The organism is Sphingopyxis sp. FD7 (assembly GCF_003609835.1).
In the GTDB taxonomy this organism is placed as follows: Bacteria; Pseudomonadota; Alphaproteobacteria; order Sphingomonadales; family Sphingomonadaceae; genus Sphingopyxis.
This window is the reverse complement of sequence record NZ_AP017898.1, coordinates 1,091,165-1,115,718: the sequence shown is the minus strand read 5'-3', so window position 1 is coordinate 1,115,718 and position 24,554 is coordinate 1,091,165. Positions and strand designations below refer to the sequence as shown.

The following is a 24,554-nucleotide window of genomic DNA, read 5'->3' as shown; positions in this document are numbered from 1 at the left end:
CGGCCAAGCGGGGCGATTCAGCGGACGATGACGCAATTTTCACCAGCGACGCGCAGTTTTCCGCATAGATTCGAGGCGTTGGCGGTCGTTCCTGCGGGAACGCGCAAACGATAGATAGTGCCCGATCCGACCTTGACGGGCGAAATCACCCGATCGAGTTCGGCGAGATAGGCAAAACGCTTCGACAGGTTCGTCCAGGCCTTCGTCGCGGCGCCTTCGCTGCTGAACGCTCCCAGCTGGATCATGGCGCCGCTCGGCGACGCCGGTTCGGGCGCTGCCGTCGTCTTTGCAGGCGCCTTGGGCGCCGCCTTCGCCGCTGCAGCCGGCACCTTCGCCTGCTTCGCGGCGGCATCGCGCTCCGCCATCGTCACGGCCGGCTCTTCGGGCATTCGCGACGGATCGACCTTGCCCGCCGGCGCCGCCCCTTCGCTGGCGGAGAAGCTGGCGTCGCCCTCGCCTTCGAACGTCTTCGCGCCGTCGCTCTTGGGAGCGATCTTATAGTCGCCCTTTTCGGCGACGATCAGCTCGCCCTTGCCGCGCGCGCCGCCATTCTGGATCCACCACAGCCCGCCGAGCACCGCGCCGATCAGCAACAGGCCGCCGAGCACCATGATCAGCAGGCGCGCGGGCGACACCTCGCCATCCTCGTCGAAGCCATCGGCGGCCTCGAGCCAGGGCAGTCGGCCCTCATCGTCGAGCCCCAGCCCGTCGTCGCGGCGTTGCGCATCATCGTTACCGGCCATCAGTTCATCTCCTCGAGCGCCTCAACCCCCATGAGTTGCAGCCCGTTGCGGATGATCTGCCCGATTCCATCGGCCAAATAAAGGCGCGTCGCGGTCAATTCGGGGTCATTATCGAGCACGATGCGCGCCGCGGGATCGTCGTTGCCCAGATTGTACCAGGCGTGAAAGGCCGCTGCGACATCGGCCAGATAGAAGGCGATCCGGTGCGGTTCGCGCGCATAGGCCGCCGCCTCGACGATCCGCGGGAATTGCGCCAGCAGTTTGACGAGCGCCAATTCATTTGCACCCAGCCGCCCGGCCGCCGGGGCGGGAAGCAGGATCCCCGCATCCGTCGCCTTCTTGCGCAACCGCGCAATCCGCGCATTGGCATATTGCAGATACCAGACGGGATTGTCGCGCGACGCCTCGACGACCTTGGCAAAGTCGAAATCCATCTGCGCGTCGGCCTTGCGCGTCAACATGGTGAAACGCACCGCATCCTTGCCGACCTCGTCGACGACATCGGCCAGCGTGACGAAATTGCCGGCGCGTTTCGACATCTTGAACGGCTCGCCATTTTTGAGCAGGCGAACCATCTGCACCAGCTTGACGTCGAAACGCGTCTTGCCGCCGGTCAACGCCGCGACCGCGGCCTTGATCCGCTTGACCGTCCCGGCATGATCGGCGCCCCATATGTCGATGAGTTCGTCGGCCGTTTCGCTTTTCTGGAAATGATAGGCGAGGTCGGCGCCGAAATAGGTCCAGCTGCCGTCCGATTTCCGGATCGGGCGATCCTGATCGTCGCCAAACTGCGTCGAGCGGAACAGCGGCAGCTCGACCGGCTCCCAGTCTTCGGGCGTTTCGCCCTTCGGCGCTTCCAGAATGCCGTCGTAGACCAGCCCCTGTTCGCGCAGCCATTTTTCGGCCGCCGCGGGCTTCCCGGCCGCCTGAAGCTCGGCTTCGGACGAGAAGAGATCGTGATGGATGCCGAGCTTCGCAAGATCGGCGCGGATCATGTCCATCATCGCACCGACCGCCTCGGCGCGGAACAGGCCGAGCCACGCGCTTTCGGGCGCCGCAACGAAACGGTCGCCATGCTCGGCGGCCAGCTTCTGGCCAACGGGAATCAGATAGTCGCCCGGATAAAGGCCCTCGGGAATGGCGCCAATATCTTCGCCCAGCGCCTCGCGGTAGCGCATATGGACTGAACGCGCCAGGACATCCACCTGCGCCCCCGCGTCGTTGACATAATATTCGCGGATCACCTCGTGCCCCGCATATTCGAGCAGCGCCGCGAGCGCATCGCCGACCACCGCCCCGCGGCAATGGCCGACATGCATCGGCCCCGTGGGATTCGCCGAGACATATTCGACATTGACGCGCCGTCCCCGCCCCATCTGCGAGCGGCCATAATCGGCGCGCAGCTCGTGAATCAGCGCCAGTTCGTCGCGCCAGCTGTCGTCGGCGAGGCGCAGGTTGATGAAACCCGGCCCGGCCACGCTCGCCTCGACGACCTCGTCCAGCGCGGCGAGTTCGGCCACCAGCAGTTCGGCGAGCGCGCGCGGGTTCATGCCCGCCGGTTTGGCGAGCACCATCGCCGCATTGGTGGCAATGTCGCCATGCGCTGCGTCGCGCGGCGGCTCGACGCTGACCGCCGAACGGTCGAGTCCGGCGGGGATGGCGTCGCGGGCGGCAAGCGCATCGAGCGCGGCATCAATATGGTCGGAAAAGCGGCGGAACAGGGTCATGGACGGGGCCTGGCTTCGTTCAAAATACTGGGGCGCCCTATAACAGCTCAGCGGGCGCGAAAAGCCCCGCGTCGCCGGTCGGCGGAGCGGGGCGCGAGCGTGCGACCGGCGCAGGGCGCCGCCGCATCATCTATCGTCGGACATTATATTCGAGCTGCTCTTGCGTCAGCTGGAAGCCCACGAGCAGCTCAAAGCTGGCGCGTTGCACCGCCGCGCGCACTTCGGGAAGGCTGAGCGGGTCGATCGCCGCATCCTCGTCACCCGCCTTGCGCTTGCGCGTGATGCGCTCCTGAATGTCGGCGGGCAGGGTCGCCGCCGCGCGGTCGACATAGGCCGACGCCTGCCCGCGTCCCGTGCCGCGCGTCTGCCCCTCGGCAAAGGTCACCGCGACATTGCCCAGGCGCTTGGCGACGACCGCGGTGCCGCCTTGCAGCACCGTTGCATAATAGGGCAGGGTCACCGTGCGTGCCGGCCCCGCGTCGCGGCGCGTGGCGATCACGTCGAAAGTCGCAAGCTGGTAGACCTTGTCGCCGCTATCGTTGCATTGCGGCGTCACATTGGTGATCGTCGCAACAATGTCGATCGCGCGCGCGTCGCGACTTGTCGCCGGATCGAACAGCGTGATGTCGCCCGTATGGAGCGGAACAGCGACCGCCGGACAGGCGGTTCGCGTCGCGGTGATGCCGACACCGCCCGCCACCTCGATCTCGTTGTCGCGCGCGCAGCCCGCAACCATCGCCATGGCTGCCGCGCCGCACACCAGGATCAGACTTTTGCGGAACGGTAACGAAATGGCCATCATGACAAGACTTTCCAAACAGGCGCGCAGACAGGGCCGGAACGATCGATCCCGTTTCATGCGCGCCGCTTCTTATCGGCGCGATGAACGAGGCGCAACCGCGACGCAACCGACGAAGCGGCTTTACCGCGAAGGACTTGCTGCGCTAGAGCGCGGGCATCATGAACGCACCTCTTCCGACGATGTCGGCGACGACCGGCGACGGCGCCCTGCTCACGGTATTGATCGCCGCACCGCGGGGCTTTTGCGCCGGCGTCGACCGCGCGATCCGGATCGTCGAGCTGGCGCTCGAACGATTCGGCGCACCCGTCTATGTCCGGCACGAAATCGTCCACAACCGCTATGTCGTCGAATCGCTGAAAGCCAAGGGTGCGATCTTCGTCGAATCGCTCGACCAGGTTCCCGACGGCGTTCCCGTGGTTTTCAGCGCTCATGGCGTGCCCAAGGCGGTGCCCGCGAAGGCCGAACTGCGCGGGCTCGACTATATCGACGCAACCTGTCCGCTTGTCTCAAAGGTGCATCGCCAGGCCGAACGCGCGCATGAGGCGGGCCGTCACATCATTTTCATCGGCCATGCCGGGCACCCGGAGGTCGTCGGCACGCTGGGGCAATTGCCCGACGGCGCAATGACGTTGGTCGAATCGGTCGACGATGTCGCCGCGCTGGCGCCTGCCGACCCCGACCGGCTTTCTTTCCTGACCCAGACCACGCTCTCGGTCGACGACACGCGCGACATCGTCGCGGCGCTGCAGCATCGCTTCCCCGCCATTGCCGGACCGCGGGGCGAGGATATCTGCTATGCGACCTCGAACCGGCAGGAAGCGGTGAAAGCCATCGCGACGCGCTGCGACCGAATGATCGTGATCGGGGCACCGAACAGCTCGAACAGCCTGCGGCTCGTTGAGGTGGCCGAGCGGCTCGGCACGCCAGCGCATCTGGTCCAGCGCGGCAGCGACGTCGATCCCGCATGGCTCGACGGCATCGGAACGCTCGGCATAACGGCGGGGGCGAGCGCTCCGGAGACGCTGGTGCGCGAAGTCATCGACGCAGTGGCCACCGTGCGTCCGGTCAACGAGAATGTGGTCGTGACCGCTGAGGAAAATATGGTGTTCAAGCTGCCGCGCGGCCTCGAAGCCGCCTGATGGCCGTCTATACCCACGTCGAGCCCGACGACCTCGCCGCGCTGATCGCCCGCTATGACATCGGCACGGTGGTATCATGCAAGGGAATCGCCGAGGGGGTCGAGAACAGCAATTTCCTGCTCGAGACAACGCACGGCCGCTTCATCCTGACGCTTTATGAAAAGCGTGTCAGCGAAGGCGACCTGCCCTTTTTCGTCGACCTGCTCGATCATCTGGCAAAGCGCGATTGCCCGGTCCCCGCCATGATCCGCGACCGCGAGGGCGTGGCCGTCCAGCAGGTTGCGGGGCGCGCGTCGTGCGTCATCCAGTTCCTGCCCGGCATTTCCCTGACCCATCCCACGCCCGGTCAGTGCGAGGCGGCCGGCGCGGCGCTGGGCGCGATGCACCGCGCCGTCGCCGATTTTGCGGGTGCGCGCGAAAACAGCATGGGCCATCGCCACTGGCGGGCAATCGCCCATGATGCGGGCGATCTCGACGCAGTGATTCCGGGATTGCAGGCAATCGTCGATCAGGAACTCGATCATCTCGACGCGCACTGGCCGCACGACCTGCCCGCGCACGTCGTTCACGCCGACCTGTTCCCCGACAATGTGCTGATGCTCGGCGAGCGCGTCACCGGCCTGATCGATTTCTATTTCGCGGCGACCGATTACCGCGCCTATGATGTCGCGGTCACGCACGCGTCGTGGGCCTTTTCCACCGATGGCAGCGACTGCGATATCGGTCGCGCCACGGCGCTGATGCGCGGCTATGCCCGCGAAATCGCTCTCACCGACGAAGAGTTTGCGGCGCTCCCGCTGCTGGCGCGCGGTGCTGCCCTGCGTTTTTTGCTCACACGCGCGCACGACTGGATTCACACGCCACCGGGCGCGCTCGTCACTCGCAAGGATCCCGCACCGTTTCTTGCACGCCTGCGGCGTTATCAGGCGTCCGACGCAGCCACGCTGTTCTCCGCAGCATGAGCGAAGGGCAAACGGTCATCGTCGCCACCGACGGCGCGTGCAAGGGCAATCCCGGCCCCGGCGGCTGGGGCGTCGTCCTGCGCTGGGGCGACGTCGTCAAGACGATGTCTGGGGGCGAAGCCGACACGACGAACAACCGCATGGAACTGATGGCCGCGATCGAGGCGCTGGCGGCGCTCAAGCGTCCGTGCAACGTCAAACTGTCGACCGACAGCGTTTATGTCCGCGACGGCATCACCAGATGGATCTTCGGCTGGCAGAAAAACGGATGGAAAACCGCCGCAAAGAAACCCGTCGCGAACGCCGACCTGTGGAAACGGCTGATAAAGGAAGCCGCCCGCCACAAGATCGAATGGCTGTGGGTCAAGGGCCACGCCGGGCACGGCGACAATGAACTCGCCGACAAGCTCGCCAGCGACGCGGCGCTGAAAGCGGCGCGGGCGCGCTGAACGCCCGCGCACGATAGCTATTCGGTTTCGCGGACCTCGGCGCCGGGACCGTTTTTCTGGATCGACTCGATGGCATTTTTGGCCGACGCCTTGCTGCTATAGCCTTCGGTCCAGAAGATCGCTTCGCTATTATATTTGAAATAGGCGACAAATTCGCCGGCTTTGTTCTTCTTGATCTCGAAATAATGGGCCATGCCATCCTCCACAGGTCGCGCCGCGCCGGGGGTGGCGGGCCAAGCCCATGCTAATCCAGCAATTTCAGCGCGCAAGGGGCGATGACTTACGCGAAGCGCGACACCGCAAAGGGCGACGGGTCGATCCGTCCGATCGCGCCCCGCGGCTCCGGCGCGCCAAGCTGCGCGGCGAGCAACCCGGCGATCGCCGGGGCGGTCTGGATACCGAAACCGCCCTGCCCGGCACACCAGATGAAGCGCGCTTCGTGCGGATCGCTTCCAAACACCGGAAGCCGGTCAGGCGCGAAGCTCCGTAGTCCGGCCCATTTGCGCTCGACCGCGGCAACCGGCCAGTCGACGACCGACTGCAACCGGTCGATCGCGGTTGCAACGTCGATATCCTCGGGCACGACGTCGTGGGGGTCGACGGGCGTTTCATCGTGCGGGGTAAGCCAGATGCGTCCCTCACTTTCGCCCTTGAAGTAGAAATCGCCGCCGATGTCGATCACCAGCGGCAGGGCGGCGGGGGTAGGAACACCGAGCCGCAACTGCACCATCGTCCGCCGACATGGCTGAATGCCCACCGGCGCGATTCCCGAAGCCGCCGCGACCCGGTCGGCCCATGCTCCCGCCGCGTTGACCAACAGGTCGGCGTGGATCGTCGCGCCACCGACTTCGATGACCCACCCCGCGGCCACGCGGCGCGCACGGCGCATCGAGGCGCGCGTGACGAGCTGCGCCCCGGCCCGCTTCGCGGCGCGCAGATAGGCGGCGTGAAGCCGCGCCACGTCGATGTCGCGGCACGCGCTTTCATAGGCGGCTTCACACCATTGCGGCCGCAGTCCAGGGACCAGTGCCGCAACGGCGTCGCCCGAAATCCGCTCGACGGCCACGCCCTTGAACCTGAACTCGGCGGCGAAGGCGTCGACCGCCGCGGCGTCGGCGGCGCGCCCCAGCGTCAACGCGCTGCGCGGCGTCAGAAAACCCCGCTCGGCAAAATCGGCGTGGGGCTGGTCAAGCGCCTCGAACGACGCGCTGGTCAACGGCTGCACTCCCGCGCCGCCATAGCTTTCGTGCCAGAAAGCCGCCGATCGACCCGTCGCGTGATAGCCCGGTGTATCCTCGGCCTCGACAAGCATGACCCGGCGCCACGGCGCGAGCGCAGCGGCAAGACTGGCGCCCGCAATCCCCGCGCCAACGATCAGGACGTCGGTAGCGGAAGGGGCGGCGGCGGTCATGCTGGCCGCATATCGGCTGCCCCGCGGAATGCAAGCGCGGCCGCGCTGCGACGAACATGGTTACTCTTTGGTAAGCCATAAGGCGTAGACGCATGGCGATGGAGAATGGCACGATTGCGCTGGGCCTGATGGCCGTTCTGGGGCTGATGATGATCGCCGCGGCGATCAGCGACATCCGGTCGCGGACTATCTCCAACGAACTCAACGCCGCGATGGCGATATTGGCGATCCCCTTCTGGGTGGCGTCCGGGCTGGCGTTCTGGCCGGACGTGCCGATCCAGTTCGGCGCGGCGCTGCTTGTCTTTCTGGTTTTCGCGGGACTCTTCGCAATCGGCGCGATGGGCGGCGGCGATGTCAAAATGATCGGCGCGGTGATGCTGTGGATGCCGCTGCCGCTGTTTCTGCCCATGTTGATGGTCATGGCGATCGGCGGCGGAATCCTTTCGGCTATCATGCTTATCCACATGAAATTGCGTCCTTCGGGCAAAGCGGTGGAGGTGCCTTATGGAGTCGCCATCGCTGCCGCCGGCCTTTGGGCGCTTCACCAACACTATCTTAACCAGTTTCAGGCTATCGGTTTGTCCTGAGGGCAAGCACCGCCGTTTCCGGACGGTGCAGGAGGCGAAAAATCGTCATGGATACGCGAAAGATTATGCTGATCGTCGGCGCGCTGGTGATTGCCATCGGCGCGGCATTCGGGGTCAACTATATGATGCGCGGAGCGGGGGCTCCTGCCGCGCGGGCGGCCGCGGCGCCAGAGATTACGGGTCCGATGATCCTGGTGGCGACACGGCAGTTGCCCGTCGGCACGATCATCGGACCGGACAGCTTCCGGTTCCAGCCCTGGCCGAAAGAGCTCGTCGAAAATGCGTATTTCGTGAAAGAAAAAACCGATGTGAACACGTTGGTCGGCACCGTCGTGCGCCATCCGATCACGGCCGGACAGCCGCTTACGCAGGGGGCGCTCGTGCATCCCGACGACCGCGGGTTCCTCGCCGCCGCGCTTGGCCCCGGGATGCGCGCGATCACCGTCAAAGTGTCACAGGAACAGGGCGTCGCCGGTTTCGTCTTTCCCGGCGACCGTGTCGACGTGATGCTCACGCAGACGATCGAAGTGAAGGAAGGCAGCACCTATCCCGATGAGCAGATTTTCACTGCCGAAACCATCGTTCGCAATATCCGCGTGCTGGCCACCGACCAGCGCTACGATGCCGAGGATGAAACGGGCAAGACGCCCGTTCGCACCTTTGGTTCGGTGACGCTGGAAGCGACGCCGGAGATCGCCGAAAAAATCGCGGTCGCGCAGGGCATGGGCAAATTGTCGCTCGCGCTCCGCCCGCTGGCCGAGAGTGCGGGGGAGCTCGACGCTGCGATCGCTTCGGGCGAAATCGACGTGCCGGCTTCCGGCGGCACGGCGGCGGAAAGAAAGATGCTGGCGCAGGCGGCCGCACGCCCGGTGGCCAACCGCTCGTCGGCGACGACCGGCGGCGACGTGTCGCGCTTCTGGATACCGGTGCGCGGCCGCGTAACGTCGCCGCGTCCCCAGCAAATGGAAAACAGGGGCAATTATGCGACGTCCAACAATGGTCGCGAGGCGTCCGTTCCGACCGGCCCGGTCGTGCGCGTGACCCGCGGCGACAAGATGACCGAAGTTCCGGTTGGGGGTAAGTAAGATGAACAGCAAAGCCCATTTCAAGGCGGCGGCTCTGGCTCGCACCCTGGCCATCGGCCTCGTGGCGGCCACGCTGGCGGCGGCGCCTTCGCAGCCCGTCGCCGCGCAGGCGGTGCAGAATGCAAGCAGCAGCATCGACCTGTCGGTCGGCCGCGGCCGCCTCGTCAGCCTGCCCGCCGCGATGAGCGACGTGTTCGTCGCCGACGACAAGGTCGCCGACGTCCAGGTTCGTTCGAGCCGTCAGCTCTACGTCTTTGCGAAGGCGCCCGGCGAAACGAGCATCTATGCCACCGACGCGAACGGCCGGGTCGTCTTTTCGACCGTTGCGCGAGTGGGCAACAATATCGAGACGATCGACCAGATGCTGTCGCTGGCGATGCCCGAAGCAAGCATTGCGGCGAACACGATGAACGGCTTTGTGCTGCTCACCGGCACGGTTCAGTCGCCCGACGACGCTGCCGAAGCCGAACGGCTCGTCCAGGCCTTCGTGGGCGAACAGACCAAGGTGCTCTCGCGCCTGCGCACGGCGACCCCGCTGCAGGTCAATCTGCAGGTCCGCATTGCCGAGGTGAACCGCTCGCTGGTGAAGGAACTGAGCGGCAATCTGTTGACGCGCGACACCGACGGCCCCCTCGGCAACGGATTTCTGGGCGGCGTCTTTGGCGGGCGTCAGGCCGGGACGATCACGACCGATGCCAACGGCAACACCATCTACACCATCACAACCCCGCCTGGCACGCGCAGCCTCGCCGGGGCGGGCCGCCTGTTCGGACTCGACCTCATCGCGTCGCTAGACATCGGCGAGCGGTCGGGCCTGGTGGCGACGCTCGCGCAGCCCAATCTGACGGCGATTTCGGGCGAAACCGCCGACTTCCTCGCGGGCGGCGAATTTCCCGTGCCGATCCCCGGCAACTTCGCCGGGACGACGATCGAATATCGCAAATATGGCGTCAGCCTGGCCTATACGCCGACGGTCCTCTCGAACGGCCGCATCAGCCTGCGCGTCCGCCCCGAAGTGTCGGAGCTGTCGACCGAGGGTGCGATCGAGATGCAGGGCTTTCAGGTTCCGGCCCTCACCATCCGCCGCGCCGAAACGACCGTCGAGCTGGGTTCGGGCGAAAGCTTCATGATCGCGGGCCTGCTCAACAACCGTTCGATCGGCGCTATCGACAAGATGCCGGGTCTTGGCGATGTTCCGCTGCTGGGCACGCTGTTCAAATCGGACAGCTTCCGCCGCGGCGAGACCGAGCTTGTGATCGTCGTGACGCCCTATCTGGTCGAACCCGTTTCGGCGAACGACATCAAGCTGCCGACCGATGCCTTCCGCGACGCGGACGACCTGCAGCGCCTGCTCCTCAATCAGACGAGCGACGGCGTGACCGGCGGCGATCGGCCGAAGCCGCGGCTCGACACCAATGTCGGCGACGCCGACCGCCCGCGCGGCGGCGGCGACGCCTCGCCCGGTTTCAGCATCAAGTGACGCCGCCGATTTCAGGAGCAAAGTGATGAAAAATATCGCAACTTGGACGGTCCTGGCCCTGGCGACGACCCTCGCCGGCTGCGCGGGCAGCGCCTATAGCAACCGCAGCCTGGAATCGGTGCACCAGCCGGTCGTGCGCAACAGCATCTATCAGTTCGACGTCGCCGCGACGGACGGCGAACTGCCGCCAAGCGAACAGGGCCGCCTGCAAGGGTGGTTCGACGCGATGGGCATCCGCTATGGCGACCGCGTCGCAATTGAAGATCCGTCGCTTTATGGAGCATCCTCGGCGCAATCGACCGTCCGTGCGATGGTCGAGCGACGCGGCCTTCTGCTCAGCAAGGATGTTCCGGTGACTACCGGCGCGGTTCCCGAAGGACATATCCGCGTTGTCGTGACGCGCGCATCAGCGTCGGTGCCGGGGTGTCCCGACTGGGGCACCAAATCGTCGCTGAACCCGCTCAACGCGACGTCGTCCAACTATGGCTGCGCGACCAACAGCAATCTTGCCGCGATGGTCGCCGACCCCAACGACCTCATCAAGGGCACGCGCGACACGGGCCATGACCCGGTTGCGGCCACGCGCGCAATTCAGACCTATCGCACGAAGCCCCAGACCGGAGCCGGCGAACTGACCAAAACATCGACGAGCGGAGGCGGCCAGTGAACGCTCATTTCAAACCCGGAACGCTACGCGACCCTTTCAACGCTTTCGTCTGTGACGACGACACGCTGGAATTGATCCGCGTCGCGGCCAGCGACATGGGCTGGCCGATGGAAAAGTGCAACAAGGGTGGCCTGCGGAACGCCGTCCAGTCGCTGTCGGTATCGGCAAGCCCCAACATCCTGTTCGTCGACATGTCGGAATCGGGCGACCCGATCAATGACATCAATGCGCTGGCAGAGGTCTGCGAGCCGGGCACGGTGGTGATCGCGGCGGGTCAGGTCAACGATGTCCGCCTGTATCGCGATTTGCTGTCGAGCGGGATTCAGGACTATCTCCTGAAGCCGCTGTCGCTCGATCAGGTCCGCGAATCGCTGACGATGGCGCAGGCGATGCTGTCGGCGCCCAAACATGCCGAGATGCACGACGACAAGCCTCATCACATGATGGCGGTGGTCGGGGTGCGCGGCGGTGTCGGCGCGTCGATGGTCGCAACCTCGCTCGCCTGGGCGATCAGCGAACAGGCCGACCGCCAGACCGCACTGCTCGATCTCGACGTTCATTTCGGCACGGGCGCGCTGACGCTCGACCTGGAACCCGGTCGCGGGCTCATTGACGCGATCGACAATCCCAGTCGCATCGACGGCCTGTTCATCGAGCGCGCCATGGTCAGGGCGTCGGACAAGCTCAGCCTGCTGTCGGCCGAAGCCCCGATCCACCAGCCGGTGATGACGGACGGTTCGGCCTTTTTTCAGCTCGAAGAGGAATTGCGCAATGCCTTCGAGATGACGATCGTGGATATCCCGCGCCAGGTTCTGATCCCCTTCCCGCACCTCGTGTCGGAAGCGGGCACGATCCTGTTGGTGAGCGATGTCACGCTGGCGGCCGCGCGCGATACGATCCGCCTTCTGTCCTGGTTCAAGCAGAATGTGCCCGGCGCACGCGTGCTGCTGGTCGCCAACAAGTTCCAGAGCGCGATCGGCGAACTGTCGCGCAAGGAGTTTGAATCCTCGATCGAACGAGCGATCGACATCGTCATTCCATTCGATCCCAAGCTGGTCGCGCAAGCGGCAAAGCTGGGCAAATCCTACGCCGAAACCTGCAAGGGCACCAAGGCGGCGCAGGTCTGGAACAATCTGATGCGGCTGATCCTCGACGGCGCCGATGTCGAAGCCGAAGACGCGGCTGCGTCGGCCAGGAGCAAGGCGGGCGGGTCGCTGCTTGGCAAGCTCGGTTTCACCAAAAAGGGCAAGAAAGAGGCGGCGTGATGACGCGCCTCCCATTGAAAGAAGCGGACATCTGCTTGTCATGAACCTGCCAGTCATCCTTATCGTCGTCGGGGCCGTCATGGCTTTTGCGGTTCTTGCGATCCTTCTTGGCGGTCCGTCGGCGGGCAAGGCGAAGTCGCGGCGGTTGGCGATGGTCAAGGATCGCCATGCCGCTTCGACCGAGGCGGTCGTCGCGGCGCAGATGCGCAAGACCATCCAGTCGGCGGGCCGCCGGGGAGATTCGTCGCTGACCAGCCTGCTTCCCCGCCGTGACGAGCTGGAAAAGCGCATCCGGCGGACGGGCAAAAGCTGGACGCTCACCCAATATATGTTCGCGTCGATGGGGCTGTTCGTCATCGCCACCGGTGCGATGCTGATCGTCCGCGCGCCGTTTCCGATGGCGGCGCTGGTCGGGCTGCTCATCGGCCTCGGCCTGCCCTATATGGTCGTCGGCATGGCGATCAGGAAGCGCGTGACGCAGTTCAATGCCCGCTTTCCCGATGCGATCGACCTGCTCGTGCGCGGGCTTCGGTCGGGTCTGCCGGTGACCGAGACATTCCAGGTCGTCAGCCAGGAACTTCCCGGCCCGGTAGGCGAGGAGTTCAAGGGCGTCGTCGAACGGATCCGGATCGGCAACACCATGGAGGCGGCGCTCCAGGAATCGGCCGAAATGCTCGGCACGCCCGAGTTCCAGTTCTTCTGCATCACCATCCAGATCCAGCGCGAGACGGGCGGCAACCTTGCCGAGACGCTGGCCAACCTGTCGGACGTGCTGCGCAAACGCGCGCAGATGAAGCTGAAAATCCGTGCAATGTCGTCGGAAGCCAAGGCGTCGGCCTACATCGTCGGCGCACTTCCCTTCTTCGTCTTCGGCGTCGTGTGGACGGTGAATCCCAGCTATCTGGCCGGCTTCTTCGTCGAACAACGTTTGATCGTCGCGGGGATCGGCGGGCTGATCTGGATGAGCATCGGCGCCGGAATCATGGCCAAGATGGTCAATTTCGAGATTTGAAGGCGCGGAGACCATGATCAGCACCCTGCCCGTCACCGCCGCATTTACGGGCGCCCAGAACGGCCCCTCGATCCTTGGCATCGACGTCGTCTGGGCCGGCACCCTGCTCGCCGCGATCGGCGTCTTTGCGGTGCTTGTCGCCATCTACAATGCGCTGACCGTGCGCAATCCGATGACGAAGCGCGTCAAGGCGCTGAACGAGCGCCGCGAACAGTTGAAGGCGGGCATTACCGCCTCGACGGCCAAGCGGCGCGCGCGCCTCGTGCGCAAAAATCAGACCGCCGACAAGATGCGAAGCTTTCTGGGTCGCTTGCAGGTCTTACAGGAAGGGCAGATCAAGGAGGTCCAGCAAAAGCTGGCGCAGGCGGGCATCCGGTCAAAGGATCTGGCCGTCGCGGTCATTTTCGGGCGAATGGTGCTGCCCATCCTGTTCGGGGGGCTTGCCGTCTTCCTCATCTATATCGTCGACATGTGGCCGACGCTGACCCCGTTCAAGCGGTCGGGCTTCACGATGGCGGCGCTGATTCTCGGCTACAAGGCGCCCGACCTGTTCGTCGACAACAAGCGCCAGAAACGCACCGACGCCATTCGCAAAGGGCTTCCCGACGCGCTCGATCTCCTTGTGATCTGCGCCGAAGCAGGCCTGACCGTCGACTCGGCCTTTGCGCGCGTCTCGAAAGAGCTCGGCCGCGCCTATCCCGAACTGGGCGAGGAATTCGCCCTGACGTCGATCGAGCTCGGCTTCCTGACCGAGCGGCGGCAAGCGTTTGAAAACCTGGCCTATCGCGTCAATCTGGAATCGGTGAAAGGCGTCGTCACGACGATGATCCAGACCGAAAAATATGGCACCCCGCTCGCCAGCGCGCTGCGTGTTCTTTCGGCCGAGTTCCGCAACGAGCGCATGATGCGCGCCGAAGAGAAGGCCGCACGCCTGCCCGCGATCATGACGGTGCCGCTGATCCTCTTCATCCTGCCGGTGCTGTTCATCGTCATTCTGGGCCCTGCGGCCTGCTCGCTGAGCGACGCGATGTCGGGCGGCAGCTTCGGCGGCAAATAGCCTGCCAAGCCGACTTCGATAAGAGGAGGAGGAGGGCCGAAACGATTCCGCCCTCCCCCCTTTTGTGTCAGGCGACGGTCTGTTCGATCGCCCCAAAGATGCTGTGGTGGCGTTCGTCGTCCATCCAGATGCGCACGGTATCGCCCTTCTGCATAAAGGGCGTCCTGGCTTCCCCGTGCCGGATCGTTTCCACCGTCCGCACTTCGGCCAGACAGCTATATCCCAGCCCGCCTTCGCTGACCGGCTTGCCGGGTCCGCCGTCGGCATCGCGGTTCGACACGGTGCCCGACCCGATGATCGTGCCTGCGCCCAGATTTCGCGTCTTCGCCGCATGGGCGATGAGCTGGCCGAAATCGAAGGTCATGTCGACGCCCGCATCGGCGCGCCCGAGCGGCTGGCCGTTGAGGTCGACGCACAGCGTGCCGTGCAGCTTGCCCCCTTTCCAGCGGTCGCCGAGCGCATCGGGCGTCACAAAAACCGGCGACATCGCGCTTGAGGGCTTCGACTGGAAAAAGCCGAACCCTTTGGCCAGTTCGGCGGGAATCAAACCGCGGAGCGAGACGTCATTCGTCAAGCCGACAAGCAATATCTTCTCGCGGGCCGCGATCGGGTCGATCCCGGCGGGAACGTCATCGGTGACCACGACGACCTCGGCTTCCATGTCGCATCCCCACGCCGGATCGCCGAGCGGGATCGGATCGCGCGGCGCGAGAAAGGCGTCGCTGCCGCCCTGATACATCAGCGGATCGTGCCAGAAGCTTTCGGGCATCTCGGCGCCGCGCGCCTGCCGCACCAGCGCGACATGGTTCACATAGGCGCTGCCGTCGGCCCATTGATAAGCGCGCGGCAGTGGCGAGGCCGCGTCGCGTTCGTGGAACCGCTCTTTCGGAATCGCATCATGGTTCAGATCCTCGGCCAGCGCCGCCAGACGCGGCGCGGCATCGGCCCAATTGTCGAGCGCCGCCTGCATCGTGGCTGCGATCGCCGCGGCGTCGGCATACCAGGCAAGATCGTCCGAAACGACGACCAGGCGGCCGTCGCGGCCCTGTTTGAGCGAAGCTAGTTTCACGAAAACTCCCTTTTTCTGGCGATCGGCCGAACGCGCGATCGCCCATCGGAGAGCCAAGGTCAGCGCGACGTCGTGATCGATGCGAAACAGGTAAAGCCGCTCTGCCCCGCCTGCAAGCGCCGGATGTACTGAAGATAGGCCTGCGACTGGTCATAGGTGGTGCCCGGCAACGTGCGACCACGGAACGCGCGCTTCACTTCCTCGCCCGTGAAGGGCCGCGCCGCGCCGGGAAAGGCTCCTTTGGTCCCCGGCGGAACCAGCTTGCCCGCCGCGTCGATATATTGACCGGCCGCGGTTGGTCCCGGCACCGGAATCTGGCAGTTCATCACCGACACGGCGGTCTGGGCGAAGGCGGGCCGGATCGTCAGCGCCGCGGACACGCCCGCTGCACCAAGCGCGAGCATCCGGCGCCGCGACGGCGGGCCTTCGCAATTGTCGGCCGGGATCGTCGGATCGTCGCTCTTTTCCATGGTTGGCGCATAACGCAATGACGCGGCAAGGAAAAGCAAAACACCGCCGTCTGCCGCGCCCTTCCCGCTTTGGCACAAGCCATCCGAAATCCCTAACGGCGACAAAGCGGCTTGCGCGCATCCCCCGCTTCGTGCCACGCGGGCGGCGCATGTTCGATCGCTTGTCCAGCCTTGTCACCGCGTTGACGCTGGTTGCCATTGCGGCGATCTTTGCCGCCCTCGCCGACGGCGATCCGCTGGCGATCGCGATGATGGCGATCGCCGGATTCGCCGCCGCCCTCACCGTATATAGCGCGCTTCCCCATGCCCATTCCGATACGCGCTCCGCGGGAGTGGCGCCTGCCGAGATGCGCCCTCTTTCCTTTCTGCGCCACCCCGATTTCGCGCGCTGGGTCGATCAGGAAAAGGATCCGTTGCTTGGCGTCGCCGACAATATCGTCGCCATCGCCAACGACGCCGCGATCCGGCTTTTGGGGCGCCATATCGTCGGCGCCGACATCCGCACCGCGATCCGCCACCCGGTTGCCGCCGAATGGCTGTCGCGGATCGACGGCGACGCCGCGCTGGAAACGATCAACCTGGTCGATTATCCACGCCCCGGCCAGCGCTGGACGATGCGCATCGCGGCGCTCTCGAACGGCGAGCGCATTGTCTTCCTGTCCGACCGCTCGGCAATCGACGCTGCCGACCGGATGCGCTCCGATTTCGTCGCCAATGCCAGCCACGAGCTGCGTACGCCGCTCGCCGCGATCCTGGGCTATGTGGAAACACTGCAGGACATGAACGGCGAAGACGACGGTGCGACGCGGCACCGCTTCCTGTCGATCATCGAGCGCGAGGCGCGGCGGATGCAGCAGCTGGTGATCGACCTGCTGTCGATTTCGCGCGTCGAAGCCGACCGCTTTCGCCGCCCGACCACCGAGGTCGACCTTGCCGCGATCGTCCGCCACACGATCACGCAGTTACAGGACAGCGAAACCGCCCGGCCGAGGGATATTGTCGTGGCGCTCGGGACCGAAAAACTGCCGATGCGCGGCGACGAAGCGCAGCTTGGCCAGCTTGTCCACAATATCATTTCCAACGCGATGAAATATGGACACCCCGGCACCCCGGTGACGGTCGAGCTGCTGCGCGAAGGCGCGCGCGTACGCCTGTCGGTCAGCGACGAGGGCGACGGCATCGCCCCCGACCATATCCCTCGGCTGACCGAGCGCTTTTACCGCGTCGACGAGGCGCGTAGCCGCTCGGTCGGCGGCACCGGGCTCGGCCTCGCGATCGTCAAGCATATCAGCGAGCGGCACCAGGGCCAGCTCGACATCGAAAGCGAAGTCGGCAAGGGCACGAGGGTATCGGTGACCTTTCCCCTCGCCGTCGACGCCTAGGACCGATCGACATTCAGAAGCTGGCGAGTCGAAAATGGTGGTTTTCCGTGATCCGGAGCGCAGCGTGCTTTTTTGCACGTGAGCACCGGAAGCGCACAAGGCCGCCATTTGCAGACCACCAGAGCTGAATGGCGATTGGTCCGGGCGCGTGATCGGGTTCGACTTGAGCACCGCCTCCTATCTCGTCATCCGGCCTTCGCCGGGATGACGATTCAGTCATAAATTGATCCTGCCCTAATCGATCCGGTCGAGCAGCTCGGCAATCTTTCCGAACATCGCGTCGATCTGCGCCTTTTCGACGATCAGCGGCGGCGACAGCGCGATGATGTCGCCGGTCGCGCGCACCAGCAGGCCATTGTCGAAACAGGCATGGAACAATTCCATCGCGCGCGCGGTCGGTGCGCCGGGGCGCGGGGTCAGTTCGATCCCCGCGACGAGGCCGATCGTGCGGATGTCGATGATGTGACGCCGCCCCTTCAGGCTGTGCGCCGCATCCTCCCAATAGGCGCCGAGCTCATTCGCGCGATCGAACAAACCGTCGCGCGCGTAAATGTCGAGCGTTGCGAGACCGGCCGCGCTCGCCAGCGGGTGCCCGGAATAGGTGTAGCCGTGGAACAGTTCGATCCCGCCCGGCGCGCTGTCGATCACCGCATCGTGAAGCTCGCGTTTCACCGCGACTGCTCCCATCGGCACGGCGGCGTTGGTGAGGCCCTTGGCCATCGTGATGATGTCGGGGGTCACGCCCCACGTCCCGGCGGCCGTTGCGCCGCCGACGCGGCCAAAGGCGGTGATGACCTCGTCAAAGATCAGGATGATCCCGTGCCGGTCGCAAATCTCGCGCAGACGCCGAAGATAGCCGACCGGCGGCACAAGCACGCCGGTCGAGCCCGCCATCGGTTCGACGATCACCGCGGCGATCGTCTCGGCGCCGTGCAGATCGACGAGGCGCTGCAGGTCGTCGGCGAGTTCGGCCCCATGCCGAGGGAACCCGCGACTGAAGGCATTGCGCTCCGGATCGTGCGTATGGCGGAGATGATCGACGCCAGCCAGTCCGCCACCAAAGGCGCGGCGATTGTTGACGAGGCCCCCGACGCTGATCCCGCCAAAGCCCGTGCCATGGTAGCCGCGCTCGCGTCCGATCAGCCGGGTGCGCGTCCCCTGCCCCCTCGCGCGCTGGATGGCGAGTGCGATTTTCAGCGCTGTATCAACCGATTCTGAGCCACTGTTGGTAAAAAATATCCGGTCGAGACCCCGCGGCATCAATTCGCCCAGCCGTTGCGCCAGTTCAAAGGGCAGCGGATGACCGAGTTGAAAGGTCGGCGCGAAATCCAGCGTCGCCGCGGTCCTGGCGATCGCCTCGGCAATCTCGGGTCGGCAATGACCCGCATTGCTGCACCAGAGACCCGATGTGCCGTCGAGCACGTCGCGCCCGTCGCTCGAGCGGTAATACATGCCGTTTGCGGAAACGAGCTGGCGCGGATGCGCCTTGAAAGCACGGTTCGCAGTGAAGGGCATCCAGAAACTTGCCAGCCGGTCGTTGTCACCCCTCATCGCCGCGCGCCTCCCTGTGGTCTTGCTCTGCGTCAATCTGACGGGCCACCGACGCGCTGGCAATGGACAAATCCGGCCCTCTGGCGCTTGACCCGACTTCACGATAGGCTGGCCGCTCCACAAAGGGGCCGGCTCCTCGGCCCAATCGGGGGCGCATGTCAGTCAATCTGGAACAATGGATCAGCGAGCATAATATCGACGAAGTCGAATGTATCGTCCCTGACATCAACGGGGTCCAGCGCGGCAAGGTGTTGCCCGCGCGCAAGTTCCTGACCTCGGTGAAGGACAAGACGCTCCGCATTCCGGGCAGCGTCTTCATCTGCACGATCGACGGCCATTACCCCGAGGACATCGACGACATATGGGACAAGGATCCCGACAAGATACTCATCGCCGATCCCGATACCATCTGTGTCGCGCCAGGCTTTACGTCGCCGACCGCTTTCGTGATCGCCGACGCCTTTAACGGCGATGGCACCGAGGTCGACATCGCACCGCGCACGATCCTCAAAAAAGTGCTGGGCCTTTATGAAGAAAAGGGCTGGAAACCGATCATCGCGCCCGAGGTCGAGTTCTACCTCGTGTCGCAGAATACCGACCCCGATTTCCCGCTCACCCCGCCCACCGGCCAATCGGGCCGCGCCGAGACGGCGAGCCAGCCCTATGGGCTGGAGGCGATGAACGAATATGAGGACATCATCGACCATATCTATGACGATTGCGAGCTGATGGGCCTCAACATCGATACGATGATCCACGAAATGGGTGCGGCGCAGCTGGAAGTGAATTTCAATCATGGCGATCCGCTGCGCCTTGCCGACGAGGTGTTCCTGTTCAAGCGCGTCGTGCGCAACGTCGCGAGGCAGCATGACGTCTACGCGACGTTCATGGCCAATCCGATGGCGGGTCAGCCGGGCAGCGCGATGCACATCCATCAGTCGGTCGTCGACGCGGATACGGGGCGCAACCTGTTTGCGACCGCCAATGGCCGCGACAGCGCCGCCTTTCGTTCCTTCGTCGCGGGGCTCATCCGTTTCATGCCGCAAATCTCGCCGATGTGGGCGCCCAATGTGAACAGCTTTCGCCGGATGCGCCCGGACAGCGCGGCGCCGATCAACGTCCAATGGGGCGCCGACAACCGATCGTGCGGCTTTCGCATCCCCGTGTCGGACAAGCACAACCGGCGCGTCGAAAACCGCCTGCCGGGGGCGGACAGCAACCCCTATCTCGCGATCGCCGCCTCGCTCGTATGCGGCTATATCGGCATGGTCGACCGCATGGTGCCACCCAAGCCGATCACCGGCAGCGCCTATAACCGTGCGCGCACGCTGCCGCGCACGCTGGAAGCCGCGCTCGACCGTTTTGCCTCATGCAAGAAAGTGCGTAACCTGCTCGGCGACGATTTCTTCGAGATTTTCTACGCGGTGAAGGATTATGAGCTGTTCAATTACCAGTCGGTCGTGTCGAGCTGGGAGCGCGAACATCTGCTGATGCGGGTCTGAACCGCCATGACATTTTGCGCACTCTTTCCGTTCGCGTCGAGCGAAGCCGCGACGCCCCTCACGCCTGCACGGCGTCTCGACTTCGCTCGACGCGAAGGGGGCGAGGGGTTGGTGTCGGAATGAGCGACCCGCTGAACCACAGCTATTACGCCGCGACCGCCCACGAATGGCAGCCGCACGCCGACATTGAGGGCGATCTCGAATGCGATGTCGCCGTCATCGGCGGCGGCTTCACCGGGCTGAGCGCCGCCCTTGCCTGCGCCGAGCGGGGTTTTTCCACGATCCTGATCGAACGCGAGCGTATCGGTTTCGGCGCGTCCGGGCGCAACGGAGGGCAGCTTATTCCTGGCCTGCGCTGGACCGCTTCCGAAATTGAAGCCCAGTTCGGCCGCGAGCGCGCCGACGCGCTGTTCGACCTTTGCTGGCGCAACAATCGCGTGCAGGCGCGGATTGCAAAGCACGGTATCGACTGCGATCTGAAGACCGGGCATCTGGAGGCGGCATGGACGCCGAAGGACTTCGATGCGATGCGGCGCGAGGCTGATTATCTGGCAACGCGCTTCGACTATGAAACCGACATCATCGCCAAGGCGGCGATGGGATCGCACATCGCCAGCCCGCTCTATCATGGGGGCGTGTATGACGCCCACGCCGGGCATTTCCACCCGCTGAACTATGCCATCGGTCTGGCGAAAGCGGCCGATAAAGCCGGTGTCCGGATTCTCGAAGGCCAGCGCGCAAGCTGGAATCACGAGGGCAATGACAGCAAGCTGTCCGTCGGCAAGTCCAAGATCGATGCCCGCTACGTCATCAACGCCACCGACAGCTGGATCGGCGACGTCGAACCCGACCTCGGCCGCTACACAGTGCCGATCATGAACTATAATATCGCGACCGCGCCGCTCGCGAACGCCGACGCGCTGCTCCCCAGCGATGCGGCGGTCGCCGACAGCCGCTTCGTCCTCAACTATTTCCGCCTGTCGGCCGACAAGCGCCTTATCTTCGGCGGCGGCGAGCGTTATTCGCAGACGCCGCCGCGCGACATCGCCGCGTTCGTGCGCCCGTTCATGGCAGAGGTGTTCCCGCAAATCGCCGATGCGAAGATCGACTATGGCTGGGGCGGCGCGGTGGCGGTGACGATGAACCGGTTGCCGCATATCGGACGGCGCGGGAGCATGTTTTTCGCGCACGGATTTTCGGGCCACGGCGCGCTGGTGACGACGCTGGCGGGCGAGCTGATCGCCGAGGCGATGGCGGGCACCGCCGAACGCTTCGACGTGCTTGCAGAGCTGCCTGCGCAGCCCTTCCCCGGTGGCAAATGGCTGCGCCGCCCGCTCGCGACGCTGGGGCTCATCTATTATGCGCTGAAAGACCGTATAGGATGATCGCCGAGAGCGCCATTGCGCGCGTCGCCGCGCGCGAGGCCGAGCGTTTCCGCGCTGTCAATCCCCGCGCTTTCGCGCATCATGCGGCGGCGGCCGGCTGGTTCCAGTCGGTGCCGTTCCACTGGATGCGCGACTGGCCCAGCCCGGTGCCGATCGTCGCCGCGTCGGCGCGGGACGCAACGCTGACCAGCATCGACGGCCAGACCTATGACGATTTCTGCCTCGGCGACACCGCCAGCCTGTTCGGCCATTCGCCGCCGCCGCTCGCCGCCGCGTTGACGCGGCAAGCGAGCGAGGGGCTGAGCTATATGCTGCCGACCGAGCGCGGCGCGGCGCTGTCGGAGCGGCTCGCAGCGACCTTCGGATTGCCGCTATGGCAGGTGACGACCACCGCGAGCGAGGCCAATCGCGCCGTCATCCGCTGGTGCCGCGGTATCACGGGCCGGCCGAAGATCCTCACCTTCAACGGCGCCTATCATGGCGCGGTCGACGACGCCTTCGTCGACCTCAAAGGCGGCGCGCCGACGATGCGCGCGAGCCTGATCGGACAGGTCCACGACCTGACCGCCACGACAAGCGTGATCGAGTTCAACGACGAGGATGCGCTTGCCGCCGCGCTCGCGGCCGGCGACATCGCCTGCGTCCTCGCCGAGCCGGTGATGACCAATATCGGCATGGTGCGCGATGCTCCGGGCTTCCTCGCGGCGCTGCGCGGGCTTTGCGACGCAACCGGCACGCTGTTGGTGTTCGACGAGACGCACACAATCTCGTCGGGCTATGGCGGCCATGGCGCCGCCCATGGGCCAAAGCCCGACATGATGGTGGTCGGCAAGTCGATCGGCGGCGGTGTGCCCTGCGCGGTCCATGGTTTTTCGGCCGAGGTCGCCGAACGCATGGCGGCACTGAATGCCGCCCGCCCGCCGGGGCACAGCGGCATCGGCACGACGCTCTCGGCCAACGCGCTCGCGATCACCGCGATGGACACGATGCTGGCGGAGGTCATCACCCCCGCCGCCTATGACCATATGCTGCGCGGCGCCGCGCGGCTTGTCGCCGGGCTGGAGCAGGAAATCGCCAGCGCCGCGCTCGACTGGCACGTTACCCAGGTCGGCGCGCGCGTCGAGTTTCTCACCTGCCCCACCCCGCCGCGCAACGGCAGCGAGGCAAAGGCGGCGATGCAGCCCGAGCTGGAAGCCGCAATCCACCTCTTCCTCGCCAATCGCGGGATTTTGCTGGCGCCCTTTCACAATATGATGTTGGTGAGCCCGGTGACGGGCGACGATCAGATCGACCGGCTGGTCGGCGCGTTCGCCGACTGCGTGAGCGCGTTGAAGGAGTAAGCGGGCGATGTCGAAATCATCGGGGGTGATTGCGGACCGGTCGGAGGCCGAAGCCTTTTTCAAGGCGAACCCCGAGGTCGATGCGATCGAGATGATCTATACCGACATGGGCGGCGTTCCCCGCGGCAAGCGGCTCCGCCAGCATGAAGTGATGGCGGTCTATGAAAGCGGCCGCATGTTTCCGGGTTCGATCACCGTCGTCGACATTACCGGGCAGGATACGGTCGAAACGGGCCTCGTCTGGGAAGATGGCGACGCCGACCGCTCGATGAAACCGATCCCCGGCACGCTCGTCCGCACGCCGTGGGGCGGCGACCGGGCCGCGCAATTCCTCGTCGATTTCTACGAACTCGACGGCACGCCGCACGACCTCGACCCGCGCCATGTGCTCGGCCGCGTCATCGACCGCTTTGCCGCCGATGGGCTGACCCCGGTGCTCGCGGTCGAGCTGGAGTTCTACCTCGTCGATCCGCGCCGCGCGCGCGACGGCGGCATCCGCCCCGCACGCCCCGGTTACAGCCGCAGCGCGCCGCGTAATGTCGAGGTTTACGGCCTGCGCGAACTCGATGATTTCCGGCCTTTTTTCGATGCGCTTTACGCCGCGACCGATGTCCAGGGTCTGCCGCTCGAAAGCGCGATCAGCGAATTTGCGCCCGGCCAGTTCGAGCTGACCTTGCGCCACAAGCCCGACGCGCTGCGCGCAGCCGACGACGCCATCATGTACAAACGGCTGGTCAAGGCGATTGCCCAGCAACACGGCCTCGAAGCGACCTTCATGGCCAAGCCCTTCGCCGATCAGGCGGGCAGCGGGATGCACATCCATGTCTCGGTCAACGACGCCGACGGCAATAATATCTTCGCCAGTGAAGACCCCGAGGGCACCGATGCGCTGCGCCACGCGATCGGCGGCATGATCGGCAGTGTCGGCGACGCCTTCGCGCTCTTTGCCCCCCACGCCAACAGCTATCGCCGGTTCAAGGCGAACAGCTACGCCCCCGTCGCGCCGACCTGGGGCGTCAACAACCGCACCGTGTCGTTCCGCATTCCTGCCGGCCCGCCGCCGAGCCGCCATGTCGAGCATCGCGCCTGCGGCGCCGACGCCAACCCCTATCTCGCGGTCGCGGCGGTGCTCGCCGGGATGCACCATGGCATGGCGACCAAAGCCGACCCCGGCGCCGCGGTCGTCGGCAACGGCTATGACCGCGACAGTTCCGGCGACGATGATTTAAAGAATCTTTGGCCGCCCTCCAACTGGTTCGCCGCGGTCGACCGCTTCCACGCCTCGAAACTGATGCGCGACTATCTGGGCGAGCGGTTCGTCGACATGTTCAGCATCGTCAAACGCGTCGAACAGGATAATTATTTCAGCATCGTGCCGAACCTCGATTATGACTGGTATCTGCGCAACGCATGAAAGTTTCAATGAATCTTGGTGCGGCGCAAAAAAGCCTCTTTCCAAGCCGCGTTTA

General features: G+C 65.1%; 23 protein-coding genes. 15 read left to right on the top strand and 8 right to left on the bottom strand.

The window, feature by feature from the left end:
• Positions 1–17 precede the first annotated feature (17 nt).
• From SPYCA_RS05210 to SPYCA_RS05200, 3 genes are all read right to left on the bottom strand, one after another.
• A complete protein-coding gene (locus tag SPYCA_RS05210) occupies positions 18–743 on the bottom strand; it encodes an SPOR domain-containing protein (protein ID WP_120219219.1) in 726 nt (241 codons plus the stop codon).
• On the bottom strand, positions 743–2,470 hold the full coding sequence (gene argS / locus SPYCA_RS05205) for an arginine--tRNA ligase (RefSeq protein WP_120219218.1): 1,728 nt from the start codon (positions 2,468–2,470) through the stop codon (positions 743–745). The genes SPYCA_RS05210 and argS overlap by 1 nt, the downstream gene beginning before the upstream one ends.
• Positions 2,471–2,600: 130 nt before the next feature.
• On the bottom strand, positions 2,601–3,272 hold the full coding sequence (locus tag SPYCA_RS05200; RefSeq protein WP_120219217.1) for a hypothetical protein: 672 nt from the start codon (positions 3,270–3,272) through the stop codon (positions 2,601–2,603).
• 158 nt (positions 3,273–3,430) lie between these two features.
• Between SPYCA_RS05200 and ispH the strand changes: the two genes are divergently transcribed.
• The 3 genes from ispH to rnhA are packed head-to-tail and all read left to right on the top strand — an operon-like array spanning position 3,431 to position 5,822.
• Positions 3,431–4,411 carry a 4-hydroxy-3-methylbut-2-enyl diphosphate reductase gene (gene ispH, locus SPYCA_RS05195; RefSeq protein ID WP_172594976.1) on the top strand — a complete coding sequence of 327 codons (981 nt, stop codon included), beginning with the start codon at positions 3,431–3,433 and terminating at the stop codon, positions 4,409–4,411.
• Positions 4,411–5,373, top strand: a complete 963-nt coding sequence (gene thrB, locus SPYCA_RS05190) for a homoserine kinase (protein WP_120219216.1) — start codon at positions 4,411–4,413, stop codon at positions 5,371–5,373. The genes ispH and thrB overlap by 1 nt, the downstream gene beginning before the upstream one ends.
• Positions 5,370–5,822: a ribonuclease HI gene (gene rnhA / locus SPYCA_RS05185; RefSeq protein ID WP_120219215.1), complete on the top strand. Its 453-nt coding sequence runs from the start codon at positions 5,370–5,372 to the stop codon at positions 5,820–5,822. Before thrB ends, rnhA begins: the two co-directional genes overlap by 4 nt.
• 17 nt (positions 5,823–5,839) lie before the next feature.
• Here the strand turns inward: rnhA and SPYCA_RS05180 are convergent, their stop codons facing one another.
• On the bottom strand, positions 5,840–6,016 hold the full coding sequence (locus SPYCA_RS05180; RefSeq protein ID WP_120219214.1) for a YegP family protein: 177 nt from the start codon (positions 6,014–6,016) through the stop codon (positions 5,840–5,842).
• Positions 6,017–6,102: 86 nt separating this feature from the next.
• On the bottom strand, positions 6,103–7,233 hold the full coding sequence (locus tag SPYCA_RS05175) for an NAD(P)/FAD-dependent oxidoreductase (protein WP_120219213.1): 1,131 nt from the start codon (positions 7,231–7,233) through the stop codon (positions 6,103–6,105).
• A gap of 146 nt (positions 7,234–7,379) precedes the next feature.
• Between SPYCA_RS05175 and SPYCA_RS05170 the strand changes: the two genes are divergently transcribed.
• From SPYCA_RS05170 to SPYCA_RS05140, 7 genes are read left to right on the top strand one after another with little or no spacing between them, the layout of a single operon-like run.
• The gene (locus tag SPYCA_RS05170; RefSeq protein ID WP_443029495.1) at positions 7,380–7,820 is read left to right on the top strand and encodes an A24 family peptidase; all 441 of its coding nucleotides are present in this window, start codon (positions 7,380–7,382) and stop codon (positions 7,818–7,820) included.
• A gap of 47 nt (positions 7,821–7,867) precedes the next feature.
• The gene (cpaB, locus tag SPYCA_RS05165) at positions 7,868–8,905 is read left to right on the top strand and encodes a Flp pilus assembly protein CpaB (protein WP_120219212.1); all 1,038 of its coding nucleotides are present in this window, start codon (positions 7,868–7,870) and stop codon (positions 8,903–8,905) included.
• 1 nt (position 8,906) lies between these two features.
• Entirely contained in the window at positions 8,907–10,385 is a 1,479-nt protein-coding gene (locus SPYCA_RS05160; protein WP_120219211.1) for a type II and III secretion system protein family protein, read from the top strand.
• A 25-nt stretch (positions 10,386–10,410) separates the two neighbouring features.
• Positions 10,411–11,052 (top strand): CpaD family pilus assembly protein, encoded by a 642-nt coding sequence (locus SPYCA_RS05155; protein WP_120219210.1) that lies wholly within the window; start codon positions 10,411–10,413, stop codon positions 11,050–11,052.
• Positions 11,049–12,317, top strand: a complete 1,269-nt coding sequence (locus tag SPYCA_RS05150; protein WP_120219209.1) for a pilus assembly protein CpaE — start codon at positions 11,049–11,051, stop codon at positions 12,315–12,317. Before SPYCA_RS05155 ends, SPYCA_RS05150 begins: the two co-directional genes overlap by 4 nt.
• A gap of 40 nt (positions 12,318–12,357) precedes the next feature.
• Complete coding sequence (locus tag SPYCA_RS05145) at positions 12,358–13,329, top strand: type II secretion system F family protein (RefSeq protein ID WP_172594975.1); 972 nt, start codon at positions 12,358–12,360, stop codon at positions 13,327–13,329.
• 13 nt (positions 13,330–13,342) lie between these two features.
• On the top strand, positions 13,343–14,386 hold the full coding sequence (locus SPYCA_RS05140; protein WP_120219208.1) for a type II secretion system F family protein: 1,044 nt from the start codon (positions 13,343–13,345) through the stop codon (positions 14,384–14,386).
• Between the two features lie 67 nt (positions 14,387–14,453).
• On the opposite strand, the gene SPYCA_RS05135 is transcribed toward SPYCA_RS05140, so the two are convergent.
• Together SPYCA_RS05135 and SPYCA_RS05130 are read right to left on the bottom strand one after the other, a co-directional pair.
• Positions 14,454–15,455 carry a fumarylacetoacetate hydrolase family protein gene (locus SPYCA_RS05135; RefSeq protein ID WP_120222154.1) on the bottom strand — a complete coding sequence of 334 codons (1,002 nt, stop codon included), beginning with the start codon at positions 15,453–15,455 and terminating at the stop codon, positions 14,454–14,456.
• Positions 15,456–15,514: 59 nt separating this feature from the next.
• Positions 15,515–15,925 carry a hypothetical protein gene (locus SPYCA_RS05130; RefSeq protein ID WP_120222153.1) on the bottom strand — a complete coding sequence of 137 codons (411 nt, stop codon included), beginning with the start codon at positions 15,923–15,925 and terminating at the stop codon, positions 15,515–15,517.
• A 149-nt stretch (positions 15,926–16,074) separates the two neighbouring features.
• Here SPYCA_RS05130 and SPYCA_RS05125 point away from each other — a divergent pair, with 149 nt between their 5' ends.
• Positions 16,075–17,307, top strand: a complete 1,233-nt coding sequence (locus tag SPYCA_RS05125) for a sensor histidine kinase (RefSeq protein ID WP_120219207.1) — start codon at positions 16,075–16,077, stop codon at positions 17,305–17,307.
• A gap of 234 nt (positions 17,308–17,541) precedes the next feature.
• Here SPYCA_RS05125 and SPYCA_RS05120 read toward each other — a convergent pair whose 3' ends face one another.
• Entirely contained in the window at positions 17,542–18,858 is a 1,317-nt protein-coding gene (locus SPYCA_RS05120) for an aspartate aminotransferase family protein (RefSeq protein ID WP_120219206.1), read from the bottom strand.
• A gap of 155 nt (positions 18,859–19,013) precedes the next feature.
• Here SPYCA_RS05120 and SPYCA_RS05115 point away from each other — a divergent pair, with 155 nt between their 5' ends.
• The 4 genes from SPYCA_RS05115 to SPYCA_RS05100 all read left to right on the top strand — a co-directional run bounded on the left by SPYCA_RS05115 (position 19,014) and on the right by SPYCA_RS05100 (position 24,499).
• Positions 19,014–20,360, top strand: coding sequence for a glutamine synthetase family protein (locus tag SPYCA_RS05115; RefSeq protein ID WP_120219205.1), 1,347 nt, complete (start codon positions 19,014–19,016; stop codon positions 20,358–20,360).
• A gap of 119 nt (positions 20,361–20,479) precedes the next feature.
• Complete coding sequence (locus SPYCA_RS05110) at positions 20,480–21,745, top strand: NAD(P)/FAD-dependent oxidoreductase (RefSeq protein WP_120219204.1); 1,266 nt, start codon at positions 20,480–20,482, stop codon at positions 21,743–21,745.
• A complete protein-coding gene (locus SPYCA_RS05105) occupies positions 21,742–23,085 on the top strand; it encodes an aspartate aminotransferase family protein (RefSeq protein WP_120219203.1) in 1,344 nt (447 codons plus the stop codon). Before SPYCA_RS05110 ends, SPYCA_RS05105 begins: the two co-directional genes overlap by 4 nt.
• 7 nt (positions 23,086–23,092) lie before the next feature.
• Positions 23,093–24,499 (top strand): glutamine synthetase family protein, encoded by a 1,407-nt coding sequence (locus tag SPYCA_RS05100; RefSeq protein ID WP_120219202.1) that lies wholly within the window; start codon positions 23,093–23,095, stop codon positions 24,497–24,499.
• Positions 24,500–24,554: the final 55 nt, after the last annotated feature.

Coding starts and splice junctions, on each gene's coding strand:
- SPYCA_RS05210 (WP_120219219.1), bottom strand. CDS start 743: ATGGCCGGTAACGATGATGCGCAACGCCGCGACGACGGGCTGGGGCTC.
- SPYCA_RS05155 (WP_120219210.1), top strand. CDS start 10,411: ATGAAAAATATCGCAACTTGGACGGTCCTGGCCCTGGCGACGACCCTC.
- SPYCA_RS05115 (WP_120219205.1), top strand. CDS start 19,014: ATGTCAGTCAATCTGGAACAATGGATCAGCGAGCATAATATCGACGAA.
- cpaB (WP_120219212.1), top strand. CDS start 7,868: ATGGATACGCGAAAGATTATGCTGATCGTCGGCGCGCTGGTGATTGCC.
- SPYCA_RS05130 (WP_120222153.1), bottom strand. CDS start 15,925: ATGGAAAAGAGCGACGATCCGACGATCCCGGCCGACAATTGCGAAGGC.
- SPYCA_RS05120 (WP_120219206.1), bottom strand. CDS start 18,858: ATGAGGGGTGACAACGACCGGCTGGCAAGTTTCTGGATGCCCTTCACT.
- SPYCA_RS05170 (WP_443029495.1), top strand. CDS start 7,380: ATGATGATCGCCGCGGCGATCAGCGACATCCGGTCGCGGACTATCTCC.
- SPYCA_RS05125 (WP_120219207.1), top strand. CDS start 16,075: ATGTTCGATCGCTTGTCCAGCCTTGTCACCGCGTTGACGCTGGTTGCC.
- thrB (WP_120219216.1), top strand. CDS start 4,411: ATGGCCGTCTATACCCACGTCGAGCCCGACGACCTCGCCGCGCTGATC.
- SPYCA_RS05180 (WP_120219214.1), bottom strand. CDS start 6,016: ATGGCCCATTATTTCGAGATCAAGAAGAACAAAGCCGGCGAATTTGTC.
- SPYCA_RS05160 (WP_120219211.1), top strand. CDS start 8,907: ATGAACAGCAAAGCCCATTTCAAGGCGGCGGCTCTGGCTCGCACCCTG.
- SPYCA_RS05175 (WP_120219213.1), bottom strand. CDS start 7,233: ATGACCGCCGCCGCCCCTTCCGCTACCGACGTCCTGATCGTTGGCGCG.
- SPYCA_RS05200 (WP_120219217.1), bottom strand. CDS start 3,272: ATGATGGCCATTTCGTTACCGTTCCGCAAAAGTCTGATCCTGGTGTGC.
- SPYCA_RS05105 (WP_120219203.1), top strand. CDS start 21,742: ATGATCGCCGAGAGCGCCATTGCGCGCGTCGCCGCGCGCGAGGCCGAG.
- SPYCA_RS05145 (WP_172594975.1), top strand. CDS start 12,358: ATGAACCTGCCAGTCATCCTTATCGTCGTCGGGGCCGTCATGGCTTTT.
- SPYCA_RS05140 (WP_120219208.1), top strand. CDS start 13,343: ATGATCAGCACCCTGCCCGTCACCGCCGCATTTACGGGCGCCCAGAAC.
- ispH (WP_172594976.1), top strand. CDS start 3,431: ATGAACGCACCTCTTCCGACGATGTCGGCGACGACCGGCGACGGCGCC.
- rnhA (WP_120219215.1), top strand. CDS start 5,370: ATGAGCGAAGGGCAAACGGTCATCGTCGCCACCGACGGCGCGTGCAAG.
- SPYCA_RS05100 (WP_120219202.1), top strand. CDS start 23,093: ATGTCGAAATCATCGGGGGTGATTGCGGACCGGTCGGAGGCCGAAGCC.
- argS (WP_120219218.1), bottom strand. CDS start 2,470: ATGACCCTGTTCCGCCGCTTTTCCGACCATATTGATGCCGCGCTCGAT.
- SPYCA_RS05110 (WP_120219204.1), top strand. CDS start 20,480: ATGAGCGACCCGCTGAACCACAGCTATTACGCCGCGACCGCCCACGAA.